This window comes from Kribbella sp. NPDC023855 (genome assembly GCF_040639475.1).
Classification (GTDB): Bacteria; Actinomycetota; Actinomycetes; order Propionibacteriales; family Kribbellaceae; genus Kribbella.
This window is the reverse complement of the sequence record NZ_JBFAAA010000006.1, coordinates 376,478-403,016: the sequence shown is the minus strand read 5'-3', so window position 1 is coordinate 403,016 and position 26,539 is coordinate 376,478. Positions and strand designations below refer to the sequence as shown.

The 26,539-nt window shown below is 68.3% G+C and carries 27 protein-coding genes; 11 read left to right on the top strand and 16 right to left on the bottom strand.

Annotation, left to right across the window (positions count from 1 at the left end):
* The first annotated feature begins 77 nt into the window (after nt 1-77).
* The gene (locus tag AB0F51_RS23570) at nt 78-347 is read left to right on the top strand and encodes a DUF3039 domain-containing protein (RefSeq protein ID WP_360283296.1); all 270 of its coding nucleotides are present in this window, start codon (nt 78-80) and stop codon (nt 345-347) included.
* Between the two features lie 127 nt (nt 348-474).
* Here the strand turns inward: AB0F51_RS23570 and AB0F51_RS23565 are convergent, their stop codons facing one another.
* Genes AB0F51_RS23565 through AB0F51_RS23555 form a run of 3 tightly spaced genes read right to left on the bottom strand, consistent with a single transcriptional unit; the run spans nt 475 to nt 2,886 of the window.
* Nucleotides 475-1,032 carry a YqgE/AlgH family protein gene (locus AB0F51_RS23565; RefSeq protein ID WP_360283294.1) on the bottom strand — a complete coding sequence of 186 codons (558 nt, stop codon included), beginning with the start codon at nt 1,030-1,032 and terminating at the stop codon, nt 475-477.
* A 7-nt stretch (nt 1,033-1,039) separates the two neighbouring features.
* Entirely contained in the window at nt 1,040-1,423 is a 384-nt protein-coding gene (locus AB0F51_RS23560; protein ID WP_360283292.1) for a VanZ family protein, read from the bottom strand.
* Nucleotides 1,424-1,455: 32 nt separating this feature from the next.
* On the bottom strand, nt 1,456-2,886 hold the full coding sequence (locus AB0F51_RS23555; protein WP_360283290.1) for an NAD-dependent malic enzyme: 1,431 nt from the start codon (nt 2,884-2,886) through the stop codon (nt 1,456-1,458).
* Between the two features lie 119 nt (nt 2,887-3,005).
* Between AB0F51_RS23555 and AB0F51_RS23550 the strand changes: the two genes are divergently transcribed.
* Nucleotides 3,006-3,998 carry a LacI family DNA-binding transcriptional regulator gene (locus AB0F51_RS23550; RefSeq protein ID WP_360283288.1) on the top strand — a complete coding sequence of 331 codons (993 nt, stop codon included), beginning with the start codon at nt 3,006-3,008 and terminating at the stop codon, nt 3,996-3,998.
* A 3-nt stretch (nt 3,999-4,001) separates the two neighbouring features.
* Here the strand turns inward: AB0F51_RS23550 and AB0F51_RS23545 are convergent, their stop codons facing one another.
* The 9 genes from AB0F51_RS23545 to AB0F51_RS23505 form a co-directional block, all read right to left on the bottom strand.
* Complete coding sequence (locus AB0F51_RS23545) at nt 4,002-5,009, bottom strand: substrate-binding domain-containing protein (RefSeq protein WP_360283286.1); 1,008 nt, start codon at nt 5,007-5,009, stop codon at nt 4,002-4,004.
* A 16-nt stretch (nt 5,010-5,025) separates the two neighbouring features.
* The gene (locus tag AB0F51_RS23540) at nt 5,026-5,985 is read right to left on the bottom strand and encodes an ABC transporter permease (RefSeq protein WP_360283284.1); all 960 of its coding nucleotides are present in this window, start codon (nt 5,983-5,985) and stop codon (nt 5,026-5,028) included.
* Between the two features lie 206 nt (nt 5,986-6,191).
* On the bottom strand, nt 6,192-7,748 hold the full coding sequence (locus AB0F51_RS23535) for a sugar ABC transporter ATP-binding protein (RefSeq protein ID WP_360283282.1): 1,557 nt from the start codon (nt 7,746-7,748) through the stop codon (nt 6,192-6,194).
* 146 nt (nt 7,749-7,894) lie between these two features.
* Nucleotides 7,895-8,857 (bottom strand): hypothetical protein, encoded by a 963-nt coding sequence (locus AB0F51_RS23530; RefSeq protein WP_360283280.1) that lies wholly within the window; start codon nt 8,855-8,857, stop codon nt 7,895-7,897.
* A 67-nt stretch (nt 8,858-8,924) separates the two neighbouring features.
* A complete protein-coding gene (locus AB0F51_RS23525; RefSeq protein ID WP_360283278.1) occupies nt 8,925-10,070 on the bottom strand; it encodes a CoA transferase in 1,146 nt (381 codons plus the stop codon).
* A 21-nt stretch (nt 10,071-10,091) separates the two neighbouring features.
* Nucleotides 10,092-10,742 (bottom strand): hypothetical protein, encoded by a 651-nt coding sequence (locus AB0F51_RS23520; protein ID WP_360283276.1) that lies wholly within the window; start codon nt 10,740-10,742, stop codon nt 10,092-10,094.
* A gap of 33 nt (nt 10,743-10,775) precedes the next feature.
* Nucleotides 10,776-11,696 carry an alpha/beta hydrolase gene (locus AB0F51_RS23515; RefSeq protein ID WP_360283274.1) on the bottom strand — a complete coding sequence of 307 codons (921 nt, stop codon included), beginning with the start codon at nt 11,694-11,696 and terminating at the stop codon, nt 10,776-10,778.
* Complete coding sequence (locus AB0F51_RS23510; protein WP_360283272.1) at nt 11,693-12,514, bottom strand: SDR family NAD(P)-dependent oxidoreductase; 822 nt, start codon at nt 12,512-12,514, stop codon at nt 11,693-11,695. Before AB0F51_RS23510 ends, AB0F51_RS23515 begins: the two co-directional genes overlap by 4 nt.
* Nucleotides 12,511-14,322, bottom strand: coding sequence for a hypothetical protein (locus AB0F51_RS23505; protein WP_360283270.1), 1,812 nt, complete (start codon nt 14,320-14,322; stop codon nt 12,511-12,513). Before AB0F51_RS23505 ends, AB0F51_RS23510 begins: the two co-directional genes overlap by 4 nt.
* A gap of 115 nt (nt 14,323-14,437) precedes the next feature.
* Here AB0F51_RS23505 and AB0F51_RS23500 point away from each other — a divergent pair, with 115 nt between their 5' ends.
* Nucleotides 14,438-15,193: a MerR family transcriptional regulator gene (locus AB0F51_RS23500; RefSeq protein WP_360283268.1), complete on the top strand. Its 756-nt coding sequence runs from the start codon at nt 14,438-14,440 to the stop codon at nt 15,191-15,193.
* Here the strand turns inward: AB0F51_RS23500 and AB0F51_RS23495 are convergent.
* Nucleotides 15,182-15,775 (bottom strand): TetR/AcrR family transcriptional regulator, encoded by a 594-nt coding sequence (locus AB0F51_RS23495; RefSeq protein ID WP_360283266.1) that lies wholly within the window; start codon nt 15,773-15,775, stop codon nt 15,182-15,184. The two genes, AB0F51_RS23500 and AB0F51_RS23495, sit on opposite strands and share 12 nt — an antisense overlap.
* Before the next feature lie 71 nt (nt 15,776-15,846).
* Here AB0F51_RS23495 and AB0F51_RS23490 point away from each other — a divergent pair, with 71 nt between their 5' ends.
* Nucleotides 15,847-16,407, top strand: coding sequence for a GNAT family N-acetyltransferase (locus AB0F51_RS23490; protein ID WP_360283264.1), 561 nt, complete (start codon nt 15,847-15,849; stop codon nt 16,405-16,407).
* 81 nt (nt 16,408-16,488) lie between these two features.
* Nucleotides 16,489-18,006 carry a fibronectin type III domain-containing protein gene (locus AB0F51_RS23485; RefSeq protein WP_360283262.1) on the top strand — a complete coding sequence of 506 codons (1,518 nt, stop codon included), beginning with the start codon at nt 16,489-16,491 and terminating at the stop codon, nt 18,004-18,006.
* Here the strand turns inward: AB0F51_RS23485 and AB0F51_RS23480 are convergent.
* Nucleotides 17,969-18,190 (bottom strand): hypothetical protein, encoded by a 222-nt coding sequence (locus tag AB0F51_RS23480; protein ID WP_360283260.1) that lies wholly within the window; start codon nt 18,188-18,190, stop codon nt 17,969-17,971. The genes AB0F51_RS23485 and AB0F51_RS23480 overlap by 38 nt on opposite strands.
* Nucleotides 18,187-19,500: a hypothetical protein gene (locus tag AB0F51_RS23475; protein ID WP_360283258.1), complete on the bottom strand. Its 1,314-nt coding sequence runs from the start codon at nt 19,498-19,500 to the stop codon at nt 18,187-18,189. The genes AB0F51_RS23480 and AB0F51_RS23475 overlap by 4 nt, the downstream gene beginning before the upstream one ends.
* A 93-nt stretch (nt 19,501-19,593) precedes the next feature.
* Between AB0F51_RS23475 and AB0F51_RS23470 the strand changes: the two genes are divergently transcribed.
* Nucleotides 19,594-20,061, top strand: coding sequence for a GNAT family N-acetyltransferase (locus tag AB0F51_RS23470; RefSeq protein WP_360283256.1), 468 nt, complete (start codon nt 19,594-19,596; stop codon nt 20,059-20,061).
* Nucleotides 20,062-20,064: 3 nt separating this feature from the next.
* Here AB0F51_RS23470 and AB0F51_RS23465 read toward each other — a convergent pair whose 3' ends face one another.
* A complete protein-coding gene (locus AB0F51_RS23465) occupies nt 20,065-21,519 on the bottom strand; it encodes an NAD(P)/FAD-dependent oxidoreductase (protein ID WP_360283254.1) in 1,455 nt (484 codons plus the stop codon).
* A 71-nt stretch (nt 21,520-21,590) separates the two neighbouring features.
* On the opposite strand from AB0F51_RS23465, the gene AB0F51_RS23460 reads away from it, so the two are divergent.
* The 5 genes from AB0F51_RS23460 to AB0F51_RS23440 all read left to right on the top strand — a co-directional run bounded on the left by AB0F51_RS23460 (nt 21,591) and on the right by AB0F51_RS23440 (nt 26,539).
* Nucleotides 21,591-22,220, top strand: coding sequence for a TetR/AcrR family transcriptional regulator (locus tag AB0F51_RS23460; RefSeq protein WP_360283252.1), 630 nt, complete (start codon nt 21,591-21,593; stop codon nt 22,218-22,220).
* Nucleotides 22,221-22,254: 34 nt separating this feature from the next.
* Nucleotides 22,255-23,118, top strand: a complete 864-nt coding sequence (locus AB0F51_RS23455) for an EamA family transporter (RefSeq protein ID WP_360283250.1) — start codon at nt 22,255-22,257, stop codon at nt 23,116-23,118.
* 245 nt (nt 23,119-23,363) lie between these two features.
* Entirely contained in the window at nt 23,364-24,788 is a 1,425-nt protein-coding gene (locus tag AB0F51_RS23450; RefSeq protein ID WP_360283248.1) for a glycosyl hydrolase family 18 protein, read from the top strand.
* Between the two features lie 120 nt (nt 24,789-24,908).
* Nucleotides 24,909-25,808 carry an ABC transporter ATP-binding protein gene (locus AB0F51_RS23445; protein WP_360283246.1) on the top strand — a complete coding sequence of 300 codons (900 nt, stop codon included), beginning with the start codon at nt 24,909-24,911 and terminating at the stop codon, nt 25,806-25,808.
* Nucleotides 25,805-26,539 carry an ABC transporter permease gene (locus AB0F51_RS23440; protein WP_360283244.1) on the top strand — a complete coding sequence of 245 codons (735 nt, stop codon included), beginning with the start codon at nt 25,805-25,807 and terminating at the stop codon, nt 26,537-26,539. The genes AB0F51_RS23445 and AB0F51_RS23440 overlap by 4 nt, the downstream gene beginning before the upstream one ends.

Sequence of the window (26,539 nt, the reverse complement as noted above, 5' to 3'; positions counted from 1 at the left end):
CACAGGACACTTTCCGCGAGCGGGGGTTGTGGAGAAAGTTCGGGAGTTGCGGGGCGGGGCGACCTACACTCTTGGCTATGAGTACTCAGCTGAGCCCGGGCGCAGAGACGGTCATCGACGAGCGGACCAAGCCGTCGCTGGACGAGGGCGATCATGAGCGGTTCTCGCACTACGTGCCGAAGGACAAGCTCACCGAGGCGATGGTGATGGGCACCCCGGTGGTCGCGCTGTGCGGCAAGGTGTGGGTGCCGAGCCGCGACCCGCAGCGCTTCCCGGTCTGCCCGGAGTGCAAGGAGATCTGGGACTCGCTCAACCCAGGCGACGGAGACGACGGCGACAAGGAGTAGCCACTCCCAAACTCGTCGGCGCGAGCGGCTGACCCCACGGGGTCGCCGCTCGGCAGACGCCCGGCTCGGGGCGGCGGCTGGGAGTCGCACCTCAGGCGGGGGCGGAGCGGGCGACCGGGTGCGGGGGTTAGTTCTGGGTTGGGTCGTCGGGGTAGGTGGCTAGGTAGGCCATTTGGTCGTTTTGGCGGCGGAGGACCTGGCGCCAGAGGCCTTCGGGGCGGAGGCTGAAGACGTCGTCGGGTTCGGACGGTACGACGTACCAGGCGCCCTCGGTGATTTCGCCTTCGAGTTGGCCGCTGGACCAGCCCGCGTAGCCGGCGAAGATGCGCATGCGCTGGATCGCGCCCTCCAGCAGTGCCGGTGGGACGTCCAGGTCGATCAGCCCGATCCGGCCGAAGCACTCGCGCCATCCGGGCGGGTCGGCCGACTCGATGACCTCGGCAACCGCCAGCGCACTGTCCGTGCCCACCGGGCCGCCCATGAAGAGCACGCCCGGTTCGCTCACCGTGGTCGACCAGTCGGACAGGACCCGGTCGACCTCGAGGTCCGCGGCCCGGTTCACCACGACGCCGAGCGCCCCGTCGTCGTCGTGATCCAGCAGCAGGATCACCGACCGCCGAAAGGGCGGCTCGTCGAGCAACGGGGTAGCCACCAGCAGTGAGCCGGTCAGGGTCGTGGCCGTCATGTCCCCATCATGGCGTGCCCGGCGGCTTTTGGGCACGGAGCGCGCGTACGCCGAGCCACGCGCCGAGCGCCATCCCGGCCAGATCGGCCAGCGTGTCCAACGGATCACCGCTGCGGAACGGCAGCCAGTAGTACTGGATCACCTCGCTGACCACGGCATTCGCGGCGATGACCGGCAACAACCACCGAGCCGGTACTCCGCTGCACAGGCCGAGATAAGCGACGGATCCGAACAGGAACAGATGCGCGAACTTGTCCGAGTACGGGAACTGGACGTCGGAGCCGGCCTGGTGTGGCGCGTACACCCCGTAGAGGTGGATCAGGCAGGCCACCACGAAGGCGGCCCGCCACCACCACGGAGTACGGGAGGTCCGGACGTCAGGTTCGCTCAAAGTGGAGTCAATCAAAGCAGACGCCCGAAATCTCAGAGCGACGGCGAGTCGTCCGGGAAGTGCTCCGCGGCCGGTGCCTTGCCGCCCGCCGCGTCGCGGACCGCGTGCGCGACCCGGGTGTGCACCTCCGGGTGGAAGACGCTCGGCACGATGTAGTCGGCGTTGAGCTCGTCGTCGGTGACCACCCCGGCCAGCGCCTTCGCGGCCGCCAGCTCCATCTGGATCGACACCTTCGACGACTGCGCGTCGAGCAGACCGCGGAAGACACCCGGGAAGACCAGCACGTTGTTGATCTGGTTCGGGAAGTCGCTGCGGCCGGTGGCGACCACGGCCGCGTGCTCGTGCGCCGCCGCCGGGTCGACCTCCGGGTCCGGGTTGGCCAGCGCGAACACGATCGAGTCCTTGTTCATCGTCGCGATGTCGGCACCGTTGAGGATGTTCGGCGCCGAGACGCCGATGAACACGTCGGCCCCGGCCAGCGCGCCCTTCAGGTCCCCGCTGTACTGCGCGGCGTTGGTGTTCTCCGCGATCCAGCGCAGCTCCGGCGACAGCCCGTCGCGCTCGGTGTGGATGACGCCGGCGATGTCGGCGACGATCGTGTCCTTGACGCCGGCCTCGATCAGCAGCTTGAGGATCGCCGTACCGGCCGCGCCCGCGCCGGACAGCACGACGCGCACCTCACCGATGTCCTTGCCGACCACGCGCAGCGCGTTGAACAGCGCGGCCAGTACGACGACCGCCGTCCCGTGCTGGTCGTCGTGGAAGACCGGGATGTCCAGTTCCTCGCGCAGCCGGGCCTCGATCTCGAAGCAGCGCGGCGCGGAGATGTCCTCCAGGTTGATCCCGGCGAAGCCCGGCGCGATCGCCTTGACCACGGCGATGATCTCGTCGGGGTCCTGGGTGTCAAGGCACAGCGGCCAGGCGTCGATCCCGGCGAACCGCTTGAACAGCGCGGCCTTGCCCTCCATCACCGGCAGGGCGGCCTTCGGGCCGATGTTGCCCAGGCCGAGCACGGCCGAGCCGTCGGTGACCACCGCGACGCTGTTGCGCTTGATCGTCAGCCGGCGCGCGTCGTCGGGGTTGGCGGCGATCGCCAGGCAGACCCGCGCGACTCCCGGGGTGTAGATCATCGAGAGGTCGTCACGGTTGCGGATCGGGTGCTTGGCCTCCATCGAGATCTTGCCGCCGAGGTGCATCAGGAAGGTCCGGTCGGAGACCCGGCCGATCTCCACGCCCGGTACGGCGCGCATCGCCTCGACCAGCCGGCCGGCGTGCTCGGTGTCGGCGGCGGCGCACGTCACGTCGATGCGCAGGCGCTCGTGGCCGGAGGCGGTCACGTCGAGGGCGGTGACGAGGCCACCGGCCTGCTCGACCGCGGTCGTCAGCTTGCTCACCGTCGAGCCGCCCGCGGGCACCTCGAGGCGAACGGTGATGGAGTAGGAAACGCTCGGCAAGGCAGTCACGCGGGTGATCCTCTCATGTCACTGGTAAGGCCTGGAGGTTCTGTTCTTAAAGTGCACGCCGAGATTCTGGGTAATCCATTACCCGAACGGATAGGGTGCGGGTCAGCGAAGGGAGCAGCGTGCCGACGATCAGCGACGTGGCGGGCCGGGCCGGGGTGTCCACGGCGACCGTGTCGCGCGCCCTGAACGGCAAGTCCACCGTGGATCCGGACCTGGTCGCGCGGGTCCGGCAGGCCGCCGACGAGCTCGGCTACCAGCCCAACGGGCCCGCTAGGAACCTGCGCCGTCAGGAGGCCGCGGTCGTGGCGCTGATCATCTCCGACGTCGAGAACCCGTTCTTCACCGCGATCGCGCGGGGTGTCGAGGACGTCGCGCACGAGGTCGGCTACTCGGTCGTGCTCTGCAACTCCGACGAGAACGCCGCCAAGGAGAGCCGCTACATCGACGTCGCGATCCAGGAACGCGTCGCCGGTGTCATCCTGTCCCCGACCAGTACTACGACCAGCGTCGAGAAGCTGACCAAACGCGGCACAGCCTTCGTCGCGGTGGACCGGCCACTTCCCGGGCAAGCCAGCGACGTCGTCCTCGTCGACACCCGCCTGGCCGCCCGCCAGGCCACCGCGCATCTGATCGACCAGGGCTATCGAAGGATCGGCTGCATCACCGGCCCGTCAGGAGTCCGTACTGCGGACGACCGGCTGGCCGGCTATCGCGATGCGTTGAAGGCGGCGCGACTGCGCAGTACGACGAAGCTGGTGCGACGGACGGAGTACAAGGCGGCCGGAGCACATCGAGCTGCGCAGGAGCTGCTCGATCAGCCCGAGCCGCCGGACGCGTTGCTGGTCGCGAACAGCGCGATGGCGGTGGGGGTCCTTCAAGCGTTGCAGGAGCACGGCATCCGGCCGGGCCGGCAGGTCGGCATCGTGGCTTTCGACGACGCCCCGTGGGCCGAGCTGCTCGATCCCCCGCTGACGGTCGTCGCGCAACCGGCGTACGAGATCGGTACGGTGGCAGCCCGGTTGCTGCTGGCAAGAATCACCGACAACACCCGAGCCACCACCACAACCACCCTCGCCGCCCGCCTGATCGAGCGAGGCAGCTCGCACCGGTGAGGTTCAGCCGGTGGGGTTCTCCTCGGCGTAGATCGTGGCGGCGTTCTCCTTGTCGATCAGCCGGGTCTTGAGGGTCTGGGTCTTCTCGATCGTGCCGCAGTCGACCAGGATCTTCTTGGCGGCGGCGATGGCTTCCTTGCCGTTGGTCGGGTAGGTGAAGGTGGCGCTCAGCCGCCCCTGCTCGACGGCTTTGATGCCACCGGACGGGATCGGCAGCGCGTCGATGCCGATGAACTTCATCTCCTTCTCGCGTCCGACCGACTTCGCCGCCAGGTAAGCACCCTCGGCCATCGGGTCGTTGTGCGCGTAGACCAGGTCGATCTTCGGCTGGGCTTTGAGCAGCGCGTCCATCTGCGCCTGACCCTTCTCCCGCAGCCAGTCGCCACTGGCCGCGGCGACGATCTTGATCTTCGGGTTCGCCTTGATCGCGTCGACGAAGCCCTGGTGCCGCTCGGCCTGCGGTGTCGCGCCTGCCAGCCCTTTGAGCTCGACCACGTTGCCGCCCTGGGGCAGCAGCTTCTCGGCGACGTACTTGCCCGCCTCGGTACCGATCTCGACGTTGTCGCCGCCGATGAACCCGGTGTAGGCGTCACCCTCGACCTTGCGGTCCAGCACCAGTACCGGGATGCCCTTGTCGTAGGCCTTCTTCACCACCGCGGTCAGCGGCTTGGCCTCGTTCGGGCTGATGATCAGCAGGTCGATCTGCTGAGTGATGAAGTTCTCGACGTCCGCAACCTGCTTGGCGTTGTCCTGCGCGGCGTCGGCGAACTTCACCTCGAACTGCGGCACCTCCTTGGCGGCCGCCCTGATGTCGTCGTCCATCCGTTGCCGGTACGGCTCAGCCACGTTCGCCTGGCTCATCCCGATCGTGTACTTGCCGTCGGCACCTTTGCACTCCTTGGAGCTGCCGGCCTGCGGCTGGTCGCTGGTCCGTTCGCTGGTGGTGCCACAGCCGGCGAGTACCAAGGCGGCAACGGCCGCGGCGGCGAGTGGCACTTTCAGGTTTCGCATGACAAAGCCCTTCGGGTCAGGAGGCGGGACGGAGTCGTTGCAGCGCGGCCGCCGCGACGATCACGAGTCCCTTGATCAGCAGTTGGATGTTCGAGTCGATGTTGTTCAGGGCAAGGATGTTGTTCAGTACGCCGAGCAGCAGCGCGCCGGCCACCGTCCCGGCCACCGAACCCCGGCCGCCGGCCAGACTGGTACCGCCGATCACCACCGCGGCGATCGCGTCGAGCTCGTACCCGATGCCGTCGTTCGGGCTGCCCTGGTTGAGCTGGACGGCGTGCACGATGCCGGCCAGCGCGGCGAGCAGGCCGCAGATCGCGAAGACGGCGATCTTCACCCGGATCACCGGTACGCCGGACAGCCGGGCCGCCTTCTCGTTGCCGCCGACGGCGTACAGATGGCGGGAGAACGCGCTGACCCGGAGGAAGACGACGGCGGCGATCGCGACGACCGCGAAGATCAGCACCGGGATCGGGACGAGCCCGCCGAACGTCCGCTCGCCGAGGATCGCGAAGGACTCCGGCGCCTCGTGCGGACCGTTGCCGTAGGCAATCGCCACGCCCTGGCCGTCCGACCAGATCCTCGCCAAGCCGCGCGCTATCTGTAGCCCCGCGAGCGTGACGATGAACGACTGGATGCCGATCATCGCCGTCGCCATCCCCTGCAATGCACCGAAGACGAGCCCGAGCGCCAGCACCAGTACGACGGACGGCAGGAAACCCCAGTCGCTCTCGACCATCAAGACGGCGGAGCCGACCGCGGCGAGACCGAGCACCGCACCGACGGACAAATCGATCCCGCCGATCAGGATCACGAACGTCATCCCGACCGCGATGATGCCGATCTCGGACACCGCCCGGACGACGTTCGCGAGGTTGTCCGCGCTGACGAACAGGATCTCGCCGTCCCGCCGCGGCGAGAAGATGATCGCCGCGACAAACACCGCCAGCAACCCGAAAACACTCTGAAACCGAAACAACGTGGCAACCACGCCACCGGATTTCTCCGCGATAGCGGAGGGTGGGAGGGAAGGCGGGGTGTGCGCAGGCCCGCTCACCGGGCGAGCGGCGGACGGCTTCGCCGTCGCCGACCGCGGAGGCTCTGCCGACGGCGGAGGCTCAGCCGACGGCGGAGGCTCTGCCGACCGCTCAGCTTTTCTGGTCGGTGGCGTGTCCTGGGGCTTGCTCACTGGAGTCCTCCGGCCTCTTCGAACACTGTGCCTTCTCCCATGGCGGCCGCCAGGAGGTCGCTCTCGCTGGAGTCGGTGGTGCTGAAGGACGCCACGTCGCGTCCGTCACGCAGTACGACGACCCGGTCGCAGACGCCGACCAGTTCGGGGAGTTCCGACGACGCCAGCAGTACGCCGATGCCCTGGCCGGCCAGTTCGCCCAGCAGCCGGTAGATCTCCGCCTTGGCGCCGACATCGACCCCGCGGGTCGGCTCGTCCAGCAACAACAGCCGCGGCTCGGTGAGCAGCATCCGTCCGAAGACGACCTTCTGCTGGTTGCCGCCGGACAACGTGCCGACCTCGTCCTGCAGCCGCCCGAACTTCAGCCGCAGCCGGTCCGCCATCCGTACCGACGCGGCCCGCTCCATCCGCCGCGCGACCACCCCCAGCCGCCCGTACGCCGGAAGGCTCGACACCACCGTGTTCGCAAGGATCGAGTGGAAGAGCACCAACCCCGACGTACGCCGGTCCTCGGGCACGAACCCGATGCCGAGTTTCAACGCATGGCGCGGCGCGGTCGGCCGGATCACCTTGCCCTGCAACACGATCCGCCCGGATCGCGTGCCAGCCGGCGCCACGCCGTACAGGGTCTCGAGCAGTTCGGTGCGGCCAGCTCCCAGCAGCCCGGCCAGTCCGACGATCTCGCCGGCCCGGACCGAGAGCGAGATGCCGGCCGGATCCTGTCGACCCGGGCGCGGCCGGCTGGGCGTGAGCTTGAGGTCCTCGACCCGGAGCAACTCGTCACCCGTCGCGCTGTCCGGCGTGGTGAACAGCGTCTGCACCGGCCGTCCGACCATCGCCTCGACGACCTCGGCGGTGCTCAGCTCCCGCGGGTCGAAGCTCGCCACGTTCTCCCCGTTGCGCAGCACGGTCGCGCGGTCGGCGACCTTGGCGATCTCCTCCATCCGGTGCGAGATGTAGACGATGCCGACGCCGCTGCGGCGCAGTTCGCGGATCACCACGAACAGCCGCTCGACCTCCGACGTGGTCAGCGCCGAGGTCGGCTCGTCCATGATCAGCACTCGGGCGTCGAGTGAGATCGCCTTCGCGATCGTGACGAGCTGCTGTTCGCCGACGCGCAGCTCGCCGACCGGGCGGCGCGGGTCGAGGGCGACGCCACTGCGTTCGAGCAGCACGCGGGCCTCGCGTTCCATCCGCCGCCGGTCGACCGTGCGCAGCCGGGTCCGCAGCTCGCGGCCGAGGAAGATGTTGTCGGCGACCGGCAGGCCCGGGACGAGGTCGAGCTCCTGGTGGATCATCGCGATCCCGGCGGCCTGCGCCTCGGTCGGGCCGGCGAACGAGACTCGCCGGCCGTCGATCTCGATCCACCCGTCGTACCCGGTGACGTCGCCGGACAGGATCTTCATCAGCGTGCTCTTGCCGGCCCCGTTCTCGCCCAGCAGCGCGTGCACCTCACCGGCCCCGAGGGTGAAGTCGATGTCCCGGCAGGCCTGGACGCCGCCGTAACGCTTGCCGATCCGCGACATCCGGACCAGGGCAGCGGGCTTCGGCATGACACCTCCGCGTTCGGCTGAGTAATCGATTTCCCGGACGCTAGACCCGCGCTGCGCACACCGTCAACCCCTCGCCGACTTTAGGTCCCCCACAACGCCGAACGACACCCTTTCCACCACTGTGGAAAGGGTGCCGTCGCCAAGGGCTATTCGCCGTACAGCAGCGGGCCCTTCCCGTCCTCGAGCGTCTTGCGGTAGTAGAGCGGCGCGTTGAACGCACCACCGGTGACACGGCCGAGCCCCCGGATCACGGTCGCCGTGCCGTTCGCGTGGCCGACGGCGTACAGGCGTGCGATCTGGACGTCTGTGTCGACGGCGAGCAGCAACGTGCCGGCCCTGCCGCAGGGGGTGGCAACCAACTGGTCGAAGGCTCCCCAGGTGGCGGCCCGGACCTTCTTCACCACCGGCTTCATCGGCGAGGCCAACGGCACCCGGATCGTGTAGAGGGCGCCGCCCCGGGTGGTCGCCAGGAGGGTGTCGTACGTCGCCGTCTGGCTGATCAGCGTCATCGTCTTGACCGACGAGAACCCAGCGGCCGACCGCATGAACATCCAGTAGTGGTGAGGCCCACTGGCGTCCCAGCGGAACAGGACTCCGTCCTTGCGCAGGCCGTAGTACGTCCGCCGGACCCGCGTGCTTCCCGCCGCCGGGGGCATTTCGGAGTTCGCGAGAGCGATGAAGTCACCGAAGCCTGAGCCGATCCCGAACTGCATCACCGAGCGCGGATCGAGCTTGCCATTTGCGTCCAAGATCCAGAGGCTTCTGACCACCTTGGTACCGAGCACCAGGTTGCCCCAGTTCTCGAGGCCACCGGACGCCGTGCGCGTGGTGGTGAAGGTACCAGTCAGCCTCGCCGCTCCCGGGGTGTAGATCCCGGGCACCTCGCCGCCGACCGAGCGGGTCGGCGGGCTCCCCGCGGTGACGCTGAAGCCGGCCACGGCTCCCTTTGCCGTCACCGCCCCGATCGCCTGCTTACAGACGGCGGCCGTGCTCGCCGTACTGGTCTGGGCGGTGGTCTTGGCGTCGGCTGGACCGGCTGGCAGACCACCGGACAGGAGGGCGATGCCTAACAGGACCGCGCCTCCCCGAACTTTGCGTGTGCTCGTCATGGCGAGGACCTCCGGTAGCTGGGCGGATCACTACCAGGCACGATGCGCCGGCCAGGCGAAAAGTTCGCTACTCGTCGAGCCAGGCGCGGACGGTCTCGTTGTGTTCGCCGAGGCGGGGTGGGGGGAGGTTGGTTTCGCGGGCGCCGGCGTACGGGTGGTTGTCGAAGCGGAGTGGTGGGCCGGGGAGTTGAATGCGGCCGAGGGTTGGGTGGTCGACGTCGATCAGGAGGCCCTGGGATCGGGTCTGCTCCCATTCGTAGACCTGCTGGAAGTCGCGCACCTTGCCGGAGGGGATGCCCGCCGTCTCGAGCCGGCGCAGCCACTCGTCGGCCGGCTCGGCACCGAAGGCGCCCTCGATCGCCGCCGTCAGCTCATCGCGATGCGCCACCCGCAACGCGTTCGTGGCAAAGCGTTCGTCGTCAGCGTCCAGCCCGACGATCGGTGCGAACGTCCGCCATTGCCCCTCACTGCCGACCGCGACCTGCACGATGTCGTCCTTGGTGCGATACATCCCGTACGGCGCGATCTGGGCGTGATGGTTGCCCACCCGCTCGGGCAACTCCCCCGCAACCGTCCACTTCGTGCCGTGGAACGCGTGGACGCCGACCACCGACGCCAGCAGACTGGTCCGGACCACGCGGCCCCGACCCGTCACGCTCCGCTCGTGCAACGCGGCCAGCACCCCATAAGCGCCGTACATGCCGGCCAGCAGATCAGCGATCGGTACGCCGGTCTTGGTCGGTTCGACCGCACCCGTGATGCTCATCAGCCCGCCTTCGCCCTGAGCGATCTGGTCGTACCCGGCGCGGCCACCCTCCGGCCCGTCATGCCCGAACCCGGTGATCGACAGGATCACCAGCCCGGGGTTGAGCTCGTGCAACCGCTCGACCGAGAACCCGAGCCGATCCAGTACGCCGGGCCGGAAGTTCTCCAGCAACACATCGGCCTTGCCCACCAGCTTGGTCAGAAACTCCTTGCCCTCCACGGACTTCAGATCAGCCGTGACCGACTCCTTGTTCCGGTTGGCCGACAGGAAGTACGTCGACTCCCCCTCAACAAACGGCGGACCCCACCCACGACTGTCGTCACCACCAGCCGGGCTCTCGACCTTGATCACCCGCGCCCCCAGATCCCCCAGCATCATCGCCGCATGGGGCCCCGCCAGCGCACGGGTCAGATCAACAACAACCAGGTCAGACAGAAGATTCTGCACCCGGCCAGAGTAGTGGCCGGATCACAACCCGGACGCGTCTTTGACTGTGAGGTTGTACGTCGCCTGAACGGTGAAGTCACCACTATGCCCCTTGATGACCAGTTGGTGCCGCCCGGCGGGAAGAGGATCGACAGTGAACCAGAGCCCACATCCGTAGCCCTCGTTCCGGCCTGCGCGAAAGCCCGACGGGTTCCCTTTCTGGGCGGTGAACTCGAACCGCACTGGAGTGACCTCGACGATCTTGGGCGTCCCACCTTTCAGCACCGAGACTTCTCCTCCGGCACGCTCGAGGAAGGACTCGCATCCTGCGGCGTCGGGGCTGACCAGGTTGACCACCGGACCGGCGATCGGCAGCCCAGCCGGGATGACGCAGCGGCGAGCTACTGCCCCACCGAACGAGCCGGCCACAAGCCAGACGTCACCGGGCTGTCCTTGTGCACAATGCTCACCGGTCGTGTCCGTGACCGGGTTGACAGCTTCGGGCGCCGACGCCCAGGTCCACCATTTCGACTGGAACTCGGCCGCGCGCACGTCCACCGCACTCACCGAGGGCGCCGACTCACCGGGCTTCGATGGACTTGCAGCGGCGGAGCTGGTCTCGGCGGGACCCCTGTCCGTGGCCGAGCATCCCGGCAACACTGGCAGCGCGAGCGCCAGGACCAGCGCAGTCATCTTCTTGAGCACAGCGGAGCCTAACCCGGACTGCTAGCGGACCTTTCGTACCAGGGATGCCAGGCGTTGGGTTACGTCGCGTGGGCGTTCTTGCATGAGCATGTGGCCGGCGCCGGGGTACATCCATAGGCGGGCTGATGGCAGCAGTTCGGCCATTCGGTTGCCGTGTCTTGGGGGGATCAGGCGGTCGCGGGTGCCGTGCATGATCTCGACCGGGATGTCGCCGAGTGTCTCGAGTACGTGTCCGAGGTCGTGTCGCGTGATGGCCTCGAAGAACCCACCGAACGACCGTCCCGGCGTCGCGGCCAGGTCTGCCATCAGGATGTCCACCTCAGCCCGATCGGCACCCTTGCCGAAGACCAGTTGCCGTACTGCGGGACGCCGCACCGCAGCCGACGCCCCCTTCAACCAACCAGCCCGTACTGCGCTCGCACGCCGCTCCAGTCGCTGGCCGGCCAGGTTCACCGCGCGAGGCGCCACCACCGCGGCAGCCCCGTCGAGTCGCGCCGGCAATCCGAACGCCCGCGAGGTCAGCTGACCCGACGAGGTGGCCACCAACGCAGCCGCGGCGATCTTCGACCCGATCATGTCCGGCCGTTGATCAGCCAGCGCCATCAAGGTCATCCCGCCCATCGAGTGCCCGGCGTACACGACAGGCCCGTCGCCGACGACCTCGTCGAGCACGGTCGTCAGGTCCTCCGCCAACTGCTCGATCCGCGTCGTGCCCTCGGGTGCCGCGGCGGACCGCCCGTGCCCACGATGGTCGTAGGCAACCACCCGTACGGCGTCGTCGCCCAGCACCTGCGGCAACCCGGACAACTGGTGGTGCCAGCTCCGTGTCGAGCAGGTCCACCCGTGCCCGAGTACTACGGTCACCGGCGCGTCCGGCGAACCCGTCGTCTCGACATGCAGCCGTACTCCGTCGGTGGTGACCACCTCAGCCTGCGTCGTCATAGCTTCCCCAGTATGTCCGTCCACTCGCCCAGCCCACCCTTGCGGCGCTGCTGGTTGGTCCGCAACCTGACCAGCCTGTCGGCCACCGACGGTAGATGTCGCGCGACCGCCACTCCAACCCCGGTCGACCGGGTGGACGCCCGATTCCGCGGCGGCCGTACGGCACCGGCCACGTCGACGATCGTCCCGACCACCTGCTCGACCGTCTCGGCCGGCAGGAACATTCCGAGGTCGACGCCCCGCGCCAGTGAGGCGTCATGGATCGGCGTCGGCACATAGCCCGGATAGATCACGCTCACGTCGATCGCCCGGCCGTTCTCGATCCGCAACGCGTCGGCGTAGGTGTCGATCGCGCGCTTGGACACGAGATACGAGGCAGCCAACGGAAGGGTCACGTAGGCGAGCCCGGAGGACACGAAGATCACCCGCCCGCGTGCGGCCCGTAGTACCGGCAAAGCCGCGGCAGTGACGGCCCAGCCGGCGAACAGGTTCACCTCGATCACCTTGCGCGCAACGGTATCCGGGGCGTCGCCCGCTAGCGCCGGTACGCCGATGCCCGCGTTGTTGATCAGCAGGTCCAGCCCGCCGAGCCGCTCGATCGCTTCAGCAACCGCGGCCGGGATCTGGTCAGGCTTGGTCAGGTCGCACTCGATGATGTCTTCGCTCTTCTGCAGGTCGATCCCGATGACCTCGGCACCGCGGGCGCGCAACTGGTCGACCGTCGCAGTACCGAACGCCCCGGCGGCACCAGTCACCAACGCCTTCTTGTCGCGCAGGTCCCACCGGCGACCCTTGCGCAGCCCCGCCCGGCCCGTCATGCGCTCGCCTCTTCACGCTTCGAGCTCTGTGCCGAGAGGTGGGCCGCACGAAGGCGACCGCCGCGAGCGCCACGACCGACCAGCCAGGCGATCCCGAGAATCTCCAGCGAACCGACCACTGCCAGCAGGGCGTACCCGCTGTTCCACATCCAGCGCGGTACGTCGGCCCGCTCCTCGCGCCGCAGTACTTCCTGCTCGCTGATGAAGTCGACCGTCTGCCCATTGGCGACCTGGACCGCCGGCTTCTCGATCGCCAGATCCTCCGGTGCGTACACCCACATCGCGACCATGTCCCGCGGCCCTTGGTGCAACCGGACCAGCGACTTCCACTTGCCGTGCATCGGCAACGGTTCGGTCGAGCGATAAGTGCCCTCGGCAACCTTCTCCATCGGCCGCGTCAACTGCCCGCCACCCTGCCAAGCAAGCGCCTCGAACCAGCGCGCGCCGTCAGCCGCACCGGCCGGCTGCAGCTTGACCGTCACGTACGCCGTCGGCTGCGCCCCGGTCGCGGCAGGCTCCAGCGACACCGTCCCGGTCACGCCCGGATCGGCCGACCGCGGCACACAGTAGAACAACGCAGCCAGTACTGCGACCAGCCCGACCGCGCCGAGTTGATGCGTCAGGCGCACCGGCGGAGTCTCGCGCACCTCGCCCGCGACCTCGGCGTACCGGGTGGCCAGCCAAGCACCGATCAGGCCCGCACCAAGACCAACGACCAATCCGAAACCCAGTGCCGATGGCAACATCGAGACCGGCCAGCGGATCGGCATCCACACCTGGCTCCAGCCGAACTCCGCGACCACCCCGACGGTCCCGATCAGGGCACCCGAGACGAGGCCCAGCCGGAAACGACTTCTGTTGCCCAAGGCAAGAGCTGTCAGCTCGACCAGCGTGGCCTCGACGATCAGCAACGGGAAGTGGCCGAGGATCTCACCGAGCGGCTGGTCAACTGCCCAGGCGATGCCGCCGCGGATCACCAGGTAGACGGCGAGCGCGCCGAACGTCGTACCGGGACCGCGCCGCGACCGCAGCAGGGTGAAGGCCATCGCCGACCCGAAGACGATCAGGATCGGCTGCAGGATCAACGGAAACTGCGGGACGCCGTAGTTGAACTCGGTGCTGAACAGGTCCCAGGCGATCAACAAGGCGCCGACGGCAACGATCTCCTGGAAACGCCGGCGCAGGTTGATCCCGACGAGTTGCTCGACCTCGGCCGAGGCCAGCAACCGGGCGAAGATCGAGAAGACGACGCCGCCGATCATCAGCAGGTGGGTCGGTCCCCAGAGCGTGACGTCCTCGCCGAACAGCCGGTGCCAGACATCGTCCAGCGGGAAGCCGACCAGCGCGAAGGTGCCGCAGACGGTGACGAGCGCGGCGCTGCACGGGATCCGCCAGCCCTTGGTCAGCTTGATCGTCCGGGCGGGCAACGGCTTGCGGGCCAGCGCGATCGGCAGCACGCCGGACACGATCACGCCCAGGATGCCGAAGAAGATCGGGTAGTGCGCCGGCGTACCGAACGGCCCGGTGTCGCGGCCGCGGTCGATGTGCACCGCGATGTCCCACCAGACGCCGAACGCGCAGGCGAGCAGCGAGGCGGCATGCAGGTACGGCGTCAGCGCGGCCCATCGGGGGACTCCGTCCAGTCTCCCGATGGTGTCCGCGAGGCGTCCTACCAGCGTCACCCGTCCGGTGCGTTCCCGCCACAGGAGTACGGCGAGTGCGACGTACAGAAGTGAGACCAGTCCGGTGACGATCGCGATCTGGTCGAAGGTCGCGGTTCCGGTCGAGGCCGCCAGCGGGACGGTCATTCGGCACTCCTTCGGTTCGGACAGCGCGTCATCGGGGCGCAGGCATGTGCCACGACTGATGTTACATCACATATGTAACGTGGAGTCTGGAAGACTGTCAAGGGTGGGAGGACAGATGCCGGCCGAGTCGGCCCAGGAAGAGCTCACGGTCGACCAGCTCGCCGCGAAGGTGGGCATGACGGTCCGCAACGTCCGCGCGTACGCCGGACGCGGGCTGATCCCGCCGCCCCGGCTGGTCGGCCGGACCGGGTACTACGGCGCCGACCACGTGGCGCGCCTCACGCTGGTCCGCGAGCTGCTCGACAAGGGGTACACCCTGGCGGCGGTCGAGCGGATGATGAGCGAACTCCCCGACGGCGCGCTGGCGCTCGGCGTCTTCGAGACGCTGGTCAGCCCGTGGACGCCGACCGAGCCCGAGGTGATCACCGAGCAGCAACTGGCCGAGCGCGCGGGCATCCCGCACAACCCGGCGACCATCGACAAGCTGGTCGAGCTGGGCATCGCCGAGCGGCAGGACGACGGCCGGCTCCGCATCCCGAACCCGGATCTGCTGCGGACCGGCCTCGAGGTGATCAAGCTCGGCGTCCCGCTGGACGCGATCTTCCAGATGCTGCCGAAGCTGTTGAGCCATGCCGACGCGGTCGCCAAGATCTACGTCGAGCTGTTCCGCAGTACCGTCTGGCGCGAGTTCGCCGACGCGGGCCTGCCGGCCGACCGGTGGCCGGAGATCCAGCGCACGCTGGAAAACATCATCCCGCTGGCAGGCCAGGCGCTGGTCGCCGCCTTCCGCGAAGCAATGGGCCGCGAGATCGAGGTCGTCGCCTACCAAGAACTCGGCGTAGACCCCGACGCCCTCCCCTCAACCGGCTGACAACACGTCCTCGAGGTGCGCCTGAACGCCTCGCAAGAAGTAGGTCAACCCAACCGGAAACAGATCCTCGCCGGTGGCCGGTTCGGCGGCGACGGCTGCCATGGTCCAGCGGGCGGTGGTTTCGAAGACTGACCTGGCGACGGGCTCCGGGATACCCAGCCTCACCAGGGCGGTCAGCTGAGCTCGGACCAGGGCCGCTCTCGAACCCTCGCCCTCATCGCGGTACGGCGTCGCCTTCGCCTGGATCAGCCGGGCCAGCCCGGGATGCCCGGCATAGAACTCCCGCAACCGCAGCGCCCCAGCCGTAGTCACCTCGACCCAGTCCTCGACCGTCTCGACGCGCTCATAGGCAGCCCGATCGGCCTCGAAGGAGTCGAACGCGTTGCGCGCGACCAGCTCCAGCAACTCGTCTTTGTTCCGGACGTGGTGATAGAGCGAAGGCGCCCGAACCTCCAGCCGTTCGGCGACCGACCGCATGGTCAGCCCATCGACACCTGACTCCCGGATCACCGCCAGCGCCGCACCGACGATCGCCCCGACGGAGATCCCCGCAGCCGCATGCGACGACGCATCACGCTTCACGAAATCCCCTCGCTCCCCGCCGGACGTCCACGCTAGGCTACTGTCTAACGCCATTAGACAGGAGCGCACCGGTGTCCCTCCACCCCAGCTACCCGATCCGGACCGAACGTCTCGACCTGCGCCCGCACCGGATGGACGATCTGGACGACCTGCTCGCCTTCCACTCCGACCCCGACGTGGTGCGCTACGTTCCCTGGCCGGTCCGCGACCGGGAGCAGACCCGCGCCGCGCTCGAGGTGAAGCTCACCCAGGACGCCCTCACCGAGCCGGGAGAATGGCTGGTCCTCGCGATCGAACTGCGCGAGACGGGCACCGTGATCGGCGAAGTACTGCTGAAGTGGGCCAGCGATACCAGTCGCCAGGGCGAGCTCGGCTACGCGCTCCACACCCGTTACCACGGCCGAGGCCTGGCCGCCGAAGCCGCCAACGCAGTACTGCGCCTCGGCTTCGAGGAGCTCGACTTGCACCGGATCTGCGCCAACGTGATCAACGGCAACGCCGCCTCGGTCAAGCTGCTGACCCGCCTGGGCATGCGCCAGGAAGGCCACCTGGTCGAAAACGTCTTCTTCAAGGGCGAATGGTGCGACGAACTCGTCTTCGCCCTGCTGGCCCGCGAATGGCGCGATCGGTAGTCCGCCGTAACCTCACGCTCTGCAGACAGTTATCGTTTGACCGCGCACTGTCACGACAGCTGGGCTTTTCTGAGGACGGTCATGAAAAAGGCAGTACTGGTAGTCGTCACCGCTCTGGCCGTGATCGGAGCAGCTCTGATCCCGTCGGGGCGGCCGGTCGAAGCCGCGACGCAGGGCTTCGGCTCGGCGTTGTCCGCGCTCAGGCAGGCGACCTGGCAGACCAATGCCAGCGTCAACGCCCTCGCCGTCGCGGGCAACACCGTGTACGCCGGCGGCCTGTTCACCCGGATCCGGCAGCCCGGTCAACCCGTCGGGCGCGGTGGCGCCGTGCGGAGCTACCTCGCCGCCTTCAACCGCAGCACCGGCGCACCCACCGGGTTCGCGCCGAAGCTCGACGGGGCCGTCTGGGCGATCGCGACGAGCTCGGACGGCAAGTGGGTCGTCATCGGCGGTGACTTCACCACCGTCAACGGCCTGCCCCGCAAGCACCTGGCGATGTTCAGCGTCGCCACCGGCAAGCTCGTGGCCGGCTGGGACCCCGCGGTCGCCTATCGCGTTTCCGCGCTCGCCATCTACGGCAACAGCGTGTACCTCGGGGGCTCGTTCGGGCGGGTCGACAACCAGGAGCGCAACTACCTAGCCGCGGTGACTCTGAAGACCGGTGCCCTGCTGCCGTGGGATCCGGACGCGGACGACGAGGTCTTCGCGATCGACGTGGCCGACAACGGCAGCCGCGTCTTTGTCGGCGGCGGCTTCACGTCGCTCAAGGACGAGGACCACAACGCGCTCGCGATGGTGCACCCGACGACCGGCGTGCCCTTCGCGATGCCGGCCGCCGCCGCGATCCCGGAGCCGTCGCCCGACTGCGTCAGCCGGGTCAAGGACATCGACACCCTCGGCAACAAGGTCTTCGTCGCCAACGCGGGCAGCGGTTCGGGATGTTACGACGGCGTACTGGCTGCTGATGCCCGGACGGGCAAGCTGCTCTGGCAGAACCTTTGTCTGGGGGCCACCGAAGCGATCAAGGCGATCGGCAACTGGCTCTACAAGGGTTCCCACGCCCACGACTGCAGCAAGAACGGCGGCTTCAAGGACGGCAACGGCACCCGCCACCTCCTGGTCGAGAGCGCGACCACCGGCAAGCTAGGGCCCTGGTTCCCCAATACCAACGGCGGCGGTACTACGGAGGTCGGTCCGCTGGCGTTCGCCTCGGGCGGCAGCGACCTGTGGGTCGGCGGCGACTTCACGCTCGTGAACGGTAGGAGGCAGCAGGGCCTCACTCGGTTCTCCAACGCCGTGGGTGGCGCGCAGCCGGCCACGCCCGGCGCTCCGAAGGTCTCGAGCACTCGCGCCGGACGGGCGGTGGTGAGCTTCCCCCGAGTGGCTGACGCGGACAACATCACGCTGACCTACACGCTGTTCCGCGGCAACACCAAGGTCGGCAGCTGGAGACGCGACTCGTACCCGTGGCTGAAGCCGACCGCGGCGACCTTCAACGACAGCGGCCTGAAGCGCGGCCAGACGGTCAGCTATCGCGTCCAGGTGACCGACGGCCGCAACGTCAGAACCGGCCCGGCGACCGCGGTGAAGGTCCGCTGACCTGCCCGCCTTTCGGCGCGGTCGCGTTGCCAGGGTCCAAGTCGCCGAGGTCGGCGTCCCAGTCGTCCTCGTCGGCGGCGGTCGCTTCGTTGCGGCGGGCGATCCGCACGAACGCGACGATCAGCAGGATCGGCCCGAGCACCATCGCCAGCTCAGGAATGCCGCCCAGGTGCAGGGCGATCATGACGCCGTCACCAACGCGATTCCCCCTGCGGTGAAGGCGACCATCGCCGCGAGCATCGGGTACTGCGCCCGGCGCAACTGACGACGGCGGAACAACTGCGTCGCGCGATCGTGCGCGGACACCACCCCGAGTACGTGTCCGAGCACGATCGCGCCGATCTGGACGCCGGCAATCAGCCCGGTCCCGAGGAACGCGTAGTTGATCCGCGCCTCCCCCACCCCGAGCAGATCCCAGCCGCGGCCGAACGGATCGGTTGCCAGCAGCAACCCATCCTGGCCCTGGAACATCGCGAACGAGAAGTAGTGCGCGACGGCGTACCCGATCGCGATCGGCACCAGCGAATGCACGAACGCGCCAGGCAACCCGGCCTCGCCCAGACTGCCGGGCCGGATCCGCGCCGCGCCCGTCGCGCGGGTCGCGAGGAGGACGAGAGCCGCAACCACGGCGACTGCCGCCAGCAGGCCGATGGTGTAGACGACGATGTGCGCGGCCGGCCCGAGATCGCCAGTCACTGTTGTCCAAGCAGACCAACGACTGACGCCATCGAAGGCGGTCGACCCGAGCAACAGGCAAAGCAGAGCGACCATCCCACGCTCTTGTGGGAGCAAGGCGAGGCCCGCGAGCGGGTTGCGGAGTACGAGCTGTCGGTGGGTGTCGCGACCGATCGGGCTGAGCTTGGCGAGCACTTCGGCGTACACCTCGAAGCTGTCCCCGATGCCGAACCAGCGCGGACCGTAGACGATGCCGGCGGCAACATTCACGACGGCGTACGTCGTCACGAAGGTGGCGACGACCAGTGGCGCCGAGCCGTCGGGGTAGACGAGCTCTAGCCAGAGAAAGCCGAGAAGGCCTGCAACCGCCGGCCAGTAAGCGATTCCGGCGGGTAGCGGGCGATAGGACTTGCGTGGCACCAGCGCAGCGAGCGTGCGCACGGGGTTGCCGAGCCGCCAGACCGGGCCGAGCAGCAGAGACAGCGGGATGATGCCGACCCAGATCCAGACATAAAGCCAGGTCGGCGCCGGATTGTGACTCGGCGAGTCACTCCCGAACCACGCTGCCGCAAGCAACAACACGAGAGCCCCCAACCCAAGCGCCTTCAGCAACCATCGAATCGCCCGAGCGTCGACCACCCGCGTCAGCCGGCGCAACGGAGTACCGGCGGCCCGTTCGAAGCGTGGTTGCGACCAGAAGGCGGCTAGGGCGAAGAACGCGACAGCCACCGCGGCAGCGGCCGAGTAGATGGCCAGCCAGAGCGGAACGGGCAGGTCGCCCCGGCCACCGATGCCATGCAGCGAAAGCAGCAGCGTCACGACGGCCCTCCGATCGACCAACTATCTGACCGATTGAATGTAACACGGCTAATGTCACATAGCGAGAAGTGACCGGCGCCTTATCGTGACCGCATGACGACCGAGCTCCGCCTGGCTGAGATCACCCCGGACAACTTCGAGACCGCACTCGCGATCAAGGTCCGCGCCGACCAGGAGCACCTGGTTGAACCGGTGGTGCGGTCCCTGGCGGAGGCGTCCCTGTGGCCCGGCGTGGCGTGGCCGCGGCTGATCCTCGACGGGGACGAGCCGGTCGGGTTCCTGATGGCCTTCCTGGACATCGACTGGCTCGGCGACGGGAGCCGCAGCGACATCCGCTCCGGCCTGTGGCGGCTGAACATCGACGCCGGGGCGCAGGCGAAGGGGTACGGGCGGTTCGCGGTCGAGCAGGTCGCCAAGGAGATCCGCCGGCGCGGCGGCAAGGTCATGACCGTGACCTACCACCCGGGCGCCGACGGCCCGCAGGGCTTCTACCTGCGCCTGGGCTTCAAGGAAACCGGGGAGACCAGCGGCGACCAGACAGTCGCCGAGCTGGCCCTCTAGGTCTCAGCGGGTCAGATACTCGCTGCGGTCGAAGTGTCGAGTCAGCTGCCGGAAACGGAAGGTGAAGGACGGCCACAGCGTGGTGTTGCGGCCCTCGGAGTCCAGATACCAGCTGGTACAGCCACCGCGAGTCCAGACCGTGTTGCGCATCGACGAGCGAACCCCGTCGACGAACTGCCGCTGCACCTCCGGCCGTACTTCGACCTCACGCAGACCCTCGGCGTCCATCGTTCGCAGTACGTCCAAGATGTAGGCGATCTGCGACTCGATCATGAACACCATCGAGCTGTGACCGAGGCCGGTGTTGGGGCCGATCAGGAGAAAGAAGTTGGGGAAGCCGGCGATCGCCGTACCGAGGTGGGCTTCCATCCCGTTCGCCCAGGCCTCGCGCAGCGTCTTGCCGTCGCGGCCGTGCAGCATGTCCATCACCGGCAGATCGGTGACCCGGAAGCCGGTGCCGTAGATGATCGTGTCGATCTCGTGCTTCACACCGTCCTCGGTGACGATGCCGGTCGGGGTGACCTCGAAGACCGGCTCGGTGACGACCTCGACGTTCGGCTGCGCGACGGCCGGGTAGTAGTCGTCCGAGATCAGCACTCGCTTGCAGCCAAGGGTGAAGTCGGGCGTCAGCTTGGCTCGCAGCTCGGGGTCCCGGATCTGCTGCTGAAGATGCCGCTCGGCGATCTTCTGACCCTGCTTCATCATCGCGGGCAGCTTGGCGAAGCCGAGCACCAGCGATTCACGGCTCCAGTAGATGCCCGCCCGAACCGCCTTCTGCACAAGGGGAAACGCGCGGTAGACCCGCTTCTCGGCGACGGTGATCTTGCGGTCCGGCCGCGGCATCACCCACGGGGGCGTGCGCTGGAACAGGTGCAACTCCTCGACATCAGGCTGGATCGCCGGCACGAACTGGATCGCCGACGCGCCGGTGCCGATCACGGCCACCTTGCGGCCGCTCAGGTCGAGGTCGTGGTTCCACTGCGCGGAGTGGAAGACCTCCCCCTCGAACGACTCGATCCCCGGCAGCTCGGGAATGGAAGGCTCAGCCAGCGGACCCATCCCGGACAGCACCAGCTCGGCGGTGAAGTCGCCCTGGTTCGTGTGGATCAGCCAGTGGCCGTCCTGCCAGTGGGCCGACTCGACCGCATGACCGAAGCGGATGTGCGGCCGGACCCGGAAGCCGTCGGTCACCTTCCGCAGGTACTCCTCGATCTCCGGCTGCGGCGAGAACGTGCTCGACCAGTCCGGGTTCGGCGCGAACGAGAAGGAGTACAGGTGCGAGGGGACGTCACACCGGCAGCCGGGGTACGTGTTGTCCCGCCAGGTCCCGCCGACGTCGTCGGCCCGCTCGAGCACGACGAAGTCGTGGTAGCCGGCCTGCTTGAGGCGCACGGCCATCCCGATCCCGGCGAAGCCGGTACCGATCACCACGATCCGGTGCTGTCGCGTTGCCGTCATCGGAGCCTCCCTGGGGCGCGCTGGCAGAACTTACTCCCAGTAAGTTACTCGGAGTCAGTTAGAGTGTGCAAGTGACCTCGACCACGGACGGCGCAGTACCGGTGAAGCGCCGGCGGGATCGGGCGGCGCGCGAGCGGGAGATCCTGGACGCGGCCGAGCGGATCTTCGGCGAGCGCGGCTACCAGGGCACCTCGATGGACGACATCGCCGCCGCGGTCGGCGTCTCCAAACCGCTCGTCTACCAGTACTACGGCTCGAAGGACGGCATGTTCCTCGCCTGCCTGTCCCGCCTCAGAGCCCAGCTCCTGGATGCCGTCGCCGACGCGATTCTCGCCGCACCCGACCCCGAGCAGGCCATGTACGCCGGGTTCGTCGCGTGGTTCACGTTCCTGGACGAGCACCCGCGAGCGTGGTCGGTGCTGGTCGACGAGGGCATGCTCGCCGCCGGCCCGGCCGCCCAGGCCGCCGACGAGGTGCGCGCCGAGTTCGTCGAGCTGATCGCCACCATGGTCCGGCTCAACCTGCCCGCCGATCACCCGCATGACGAGGAAGAGATCCAGATCGTCGCCCAGAGCATCTCCGGCGCCACCGAACGCCTCGCCATCTGGCGCACCCGCAACGCCGGTACCCCCTCACCCCAGAAGCTCGCCACCACCCTCCAAAAACTCCTCTGGAACGGCCTCGACGCACTCCGAGGGTGAGACGACGCTCAGCCCACTCGGGCTCCGTGATCTGATGAAGGTTGTGCGTACTGTGCGGGTGCCGCCGACGGCGATGGTGCTGGGTGGGGTGGTGTCCGTCCAGTTCGGTGGTGCGCTGGCCGCGCTGCTGATCGAGCGGTTGGGTGCCGCCGGCACCGTTTCCCTGCGCCTCGCCCTCGCCGTACCGATTTTGTTGCTGATCGCCCGACCTAGCCTCAGGCAACGAACTCGCCGGGACCTCCTCGCGGTGGTTGCCTTCGGCATCGTGCTGGGCCTGATGAACCTGTCCTTCTACCTCTCCCTCGAACGCCTGCCCCTCGGCGTCGCGGTCACCATCGAGTTCATCGGCCCGCTCGGCCTGGCCGCGGCGATGTCACGCAAGCCGCGGGACCTGATCGCCGTCGCGGGCGCGGCGCTGGGCGTCGTACTGGTGAACGGGCATGAGCTCTCGGAGGTCGACTGGCTCGGCGTCGGGTTCGCCGCGCTGGCCGGCGCCTTGTGGGCCTGCTACATCCTGCTCAGCGCCGAGACCGGCCGGCGGTTCGCCCAGCTCGACGGTCTCGCGCTGGCCATGGTCGTCAGCACCGTCCTCACCGCACCCATCGGCCTCATGACCGCGGGCAGCGAGCTGCTGCACTGGAAGTCCCTCGCCATCGGCCTCGCGATCGCCATCCTCTCGTCCGTCCTCCCCTACTCGCTCGAGACCCTCGCGCTGCGCCGGATGAAGCCGGTCGTCTTCGGGATCCTGATGAGCATCGAGCCCGCTGTCGGCGCCACCGCCGGCTTCCTGATCCTCAGCCAGCGGCTGGCTCCGATCCAGCTCGCCGGCATGGCCTGCGTGGTCGCCGCCTCGGTCGCCATCACCAGAACCTCCCGCTCAGAGGCCCCCGACATCTGATCAGCACGCTGAGAATGCGCATTCTGATCCCTGATGACGCCTTGACGCCGGTCAGTCATCCGGGGTTCACTGAACCCGACTTCGGTCAGATCTCTTCTATATTCACCTTCGCAGTTTCCGCCCCCGAGAAGGTGCCAAGAGAAGGCGACCGTCCGCGCGCTGCCCCCTGCGCCCGGACGGCTTTCGTCATCCCCTGAGCTGGACGGGAGCGGCCGCGAGGGTCCATCCGAAAGGACACCGCCCCCATGAAGTCAGCCAGGATGAAGCTCCGAAGTCGAGTGGCCGTCGCAGCCCTCGCCATGGTCACCGGCACCGCCGGCCTGATAGCAACCTTCGCCGGCGCTCCCAGCGCCGACGCCGCCGCCACGGCACCCGCTGCCGCGCAGGCCGCCACAGCCGCCACTGCCTTGCCGGCCGGATTCAAGAGCGTCGGCTACATGCCGTCATGGTCCGGCAGCGTCAACAGCATCCAGTACAGCAAGCTGACCCACATCAACTACGCCTTCGCGCTGCCGAACTCCAACGGCACCCTGCAGGCGATCCCGGATACGGGCAAGCTCGCCTCCCTGGTCAACCTCGCGCACAGCAGCGGCGTCAAGGTCTCCCTGGCCATCGGCGGCTGGAACGACGGCAACGACTCGGCGTTCGAGGCGCTCGCCGGCAACTCCACGTCCCGGACGACCTTCGTCAACAGCGTGGTCAACGCCGTCACCCAGCACAACCTCGACGGTGTGGACATCGACTGGGAGTACCCCGACCCCGGCGCCTCCGGCAACAACTTCACGGCACTGATGTCGCAGCTGAGCACTGCCATGCACAGCAGGGGCAAGCTCCTCACCGCCGCGGTCGTCTCCGAAGGTACGACGGCCGAGGGCGTCCAGCCGGCCGTCTTCGGTTACGTCGACTGGCTGAACATCATGGCGTACGACGGCGGCAGCCCGCACGCCAACTACAACTGGTCGATCGCGTCGGCCAACTTCTGGAAGGGCCGGGGTCTGCCGGCCGGCAAGACAGTGCTCGGCGTGCCGTTCTACAGCCGGCCGAACTACCTGACGTACTCGCAGATCGTCGGGATGAACGCGGCCAACGCCCAGGTCGACTGCGTCACCGTCAACGGCGCCCAGCAGTGCTACAACGGCATCCCCACGATCAAGCGCAAGACCCAGTGGGCGGTGGCCAACGCCGGCGGCATCATGAACTGGGAGCTGTCCCAGGACACCACCGGCGCCACCTCGCTGGTCAGCGCGATCTTCGACGCCGCGGGCGGTACCGGTAACCCCGGCGGCAAGACCGGCACGATCAAGGGCATCGGCGGCAAGTGCGTCGACGTCGCCGGCGCCAACAGCGCGAACGGCACCGCCGTCCAGCTCTGGACCTGCAACGGCACCAACGCGCAGACCTGGACGGTCGGCACCGACGGCACGATCCGGGCCCTGGGCAAGTGCATGGACGTCACCGCGGCCGGTACTGCGAACGGCACCCTCGTCCAGCTCTACGACTGCAACGGCACCGGCGCCCAGTCGTGGCAGCCGCAGGCGAACGGAACGCTGCGCAATCCGGCATCCGGTCGCTGTCTGGACGCCACGGGCCAGAGCTCGGCCGACGGCACCCGGCTGCAGATCTGGGACTGCGTCAACAGCACCAACCAGCTCTGGACCCTCCCGGCCTGAAGCTGATCAGCCCCCCGGGAAGCCATCAAACGGTGGCTTCCCGGGGCCTGACTTTTGTCATGGGCAGGTCATGACGGCCGCCCCAGGAACGGACCGCAGTACGGCGGCAGTGTTCTGGGTATGACGACGACGAGTGCGGTCACCCTGAGCGGAGTGACCAAGAAGTACGGCGAAGTGCAGGCCGTGGCCGGCGTGGACCTCACGATCCGGTCGGGCGAAGTGGTGGCGATGCTGGGCCCGAACGGCGCCGGCAAGTCGACCACGATCGAGATGCTGCTCGGACTGGTCCGGCCCGACCAGGGCAGCGTCCAGGTGTACGGCGAATCGCCGGCCGAGGCGATCGCGGCGAGCAAGGTCGGCGTGATGCTGCAGAGCGGCGGCATCATCGAGGACGCCAAGGTCGGCGAGCTGCTGAACCTGGTCGCCGGCCTGCACCGCGACCCGCTGCCGATCGCCGAGGCGCTCGACCGGGCCGGTATCGCCGACCTGACCGGCCGGAAGCTCAAAGGCCTGTCCGGCGGGCAGAAGCAGCGGGTGCGGTTCGCGATGGCGATCATCCCGCAGCCCGACCTGATCGTGCTCGACGAGCCCACCACCGGGATGGACGTCGAGTCCCGGCGCGACTTCTGGGCGTCGATGCACGCCGAGACAGCTCGCGGCCGCACCGTCCTGTTCGCGACCCATTACCTGGAAGAAGCCGACGCGTACGCCGACCGCGTGGTGCTGATGCGGTCGGGCAAAGTCGTTGCCGACGGCACCGCCGCGCAGATCAAGGCGAGCGTGTCGGGACGGACCATTCGCGCGACCGTTCCCGGTGCCGACCTGGCCGCGTTGGCGGCGCTGCCCGGCGTACGGAGCGTGGAGACGCGCGGGAACGTAGTACTGCTGCAGTGTGCGGACTCGGACCGGACGCTGCGTTTCCTGCTGGACAACACCACGGCTCACGACATCGAGGTGACCTCGGCCGATCTCGAGGACGCCGTACTGGCGCTCGGCGCCGAGCAGGAGGCCGTGGCATGAACCTCGACTACCTGATGTTCGACATCCGCCGCACGCTGCGGAACCGGCGGGTGCTGATCTTCTCGATCCTGATGCCGGTGATCCTGTTCGCGATCTTCGGCCTGACCATCCCCAAGGACGCCAGCCAGAACGGGATCTCGGCGATCGCCTACGTGATGGTGAGCATGGCGATCTTCGGGTCGATGTCGGCCGCGATGAGCAGTGGCGGCGTGATCGCGGCCGAGCGGGACGGTGGCTGGAACCGCACGCTGCGGCTCACTCCGCTGAAACCGCAGGCCTACGTCACCACGAAGGTGATTCTCTCGCTGTTGCTGGCCGTCCCACCGTTGCTGGTGGTCTTTGCCTTCGGCATGGTGGTCGGCCACGTGCACCTGAGCGCCACGCAGTGGCTGACCGTTGCCCTGGTCTCCTGGTTGGGAGCCCTGCCGTTCGCCGCGATCGGCCTGGTCATCGGGTACGTCGCCAAGCCGGACAGCGTGCAGCCGATCACCGGACTGAGCACGATGCTGATCGCGGCCTTCGGCGGACTCTGGCTGCCGGTCGACCAGATGCCGTCGGTGATGAAGCACATCGCCGAGGTGACCCCGGCGTACTGGACCGGGCTGAGTTCGCGCAGCGCGCTGTCGCAGAGCGGCCTCGACTACCACGCGGTACTGGTCGTGCTGGCCTGGACGGCCGGCCTCGGGATCATCGCGGTACGCCGATTCCGCGCCGACACGGCCCGGGCCTGA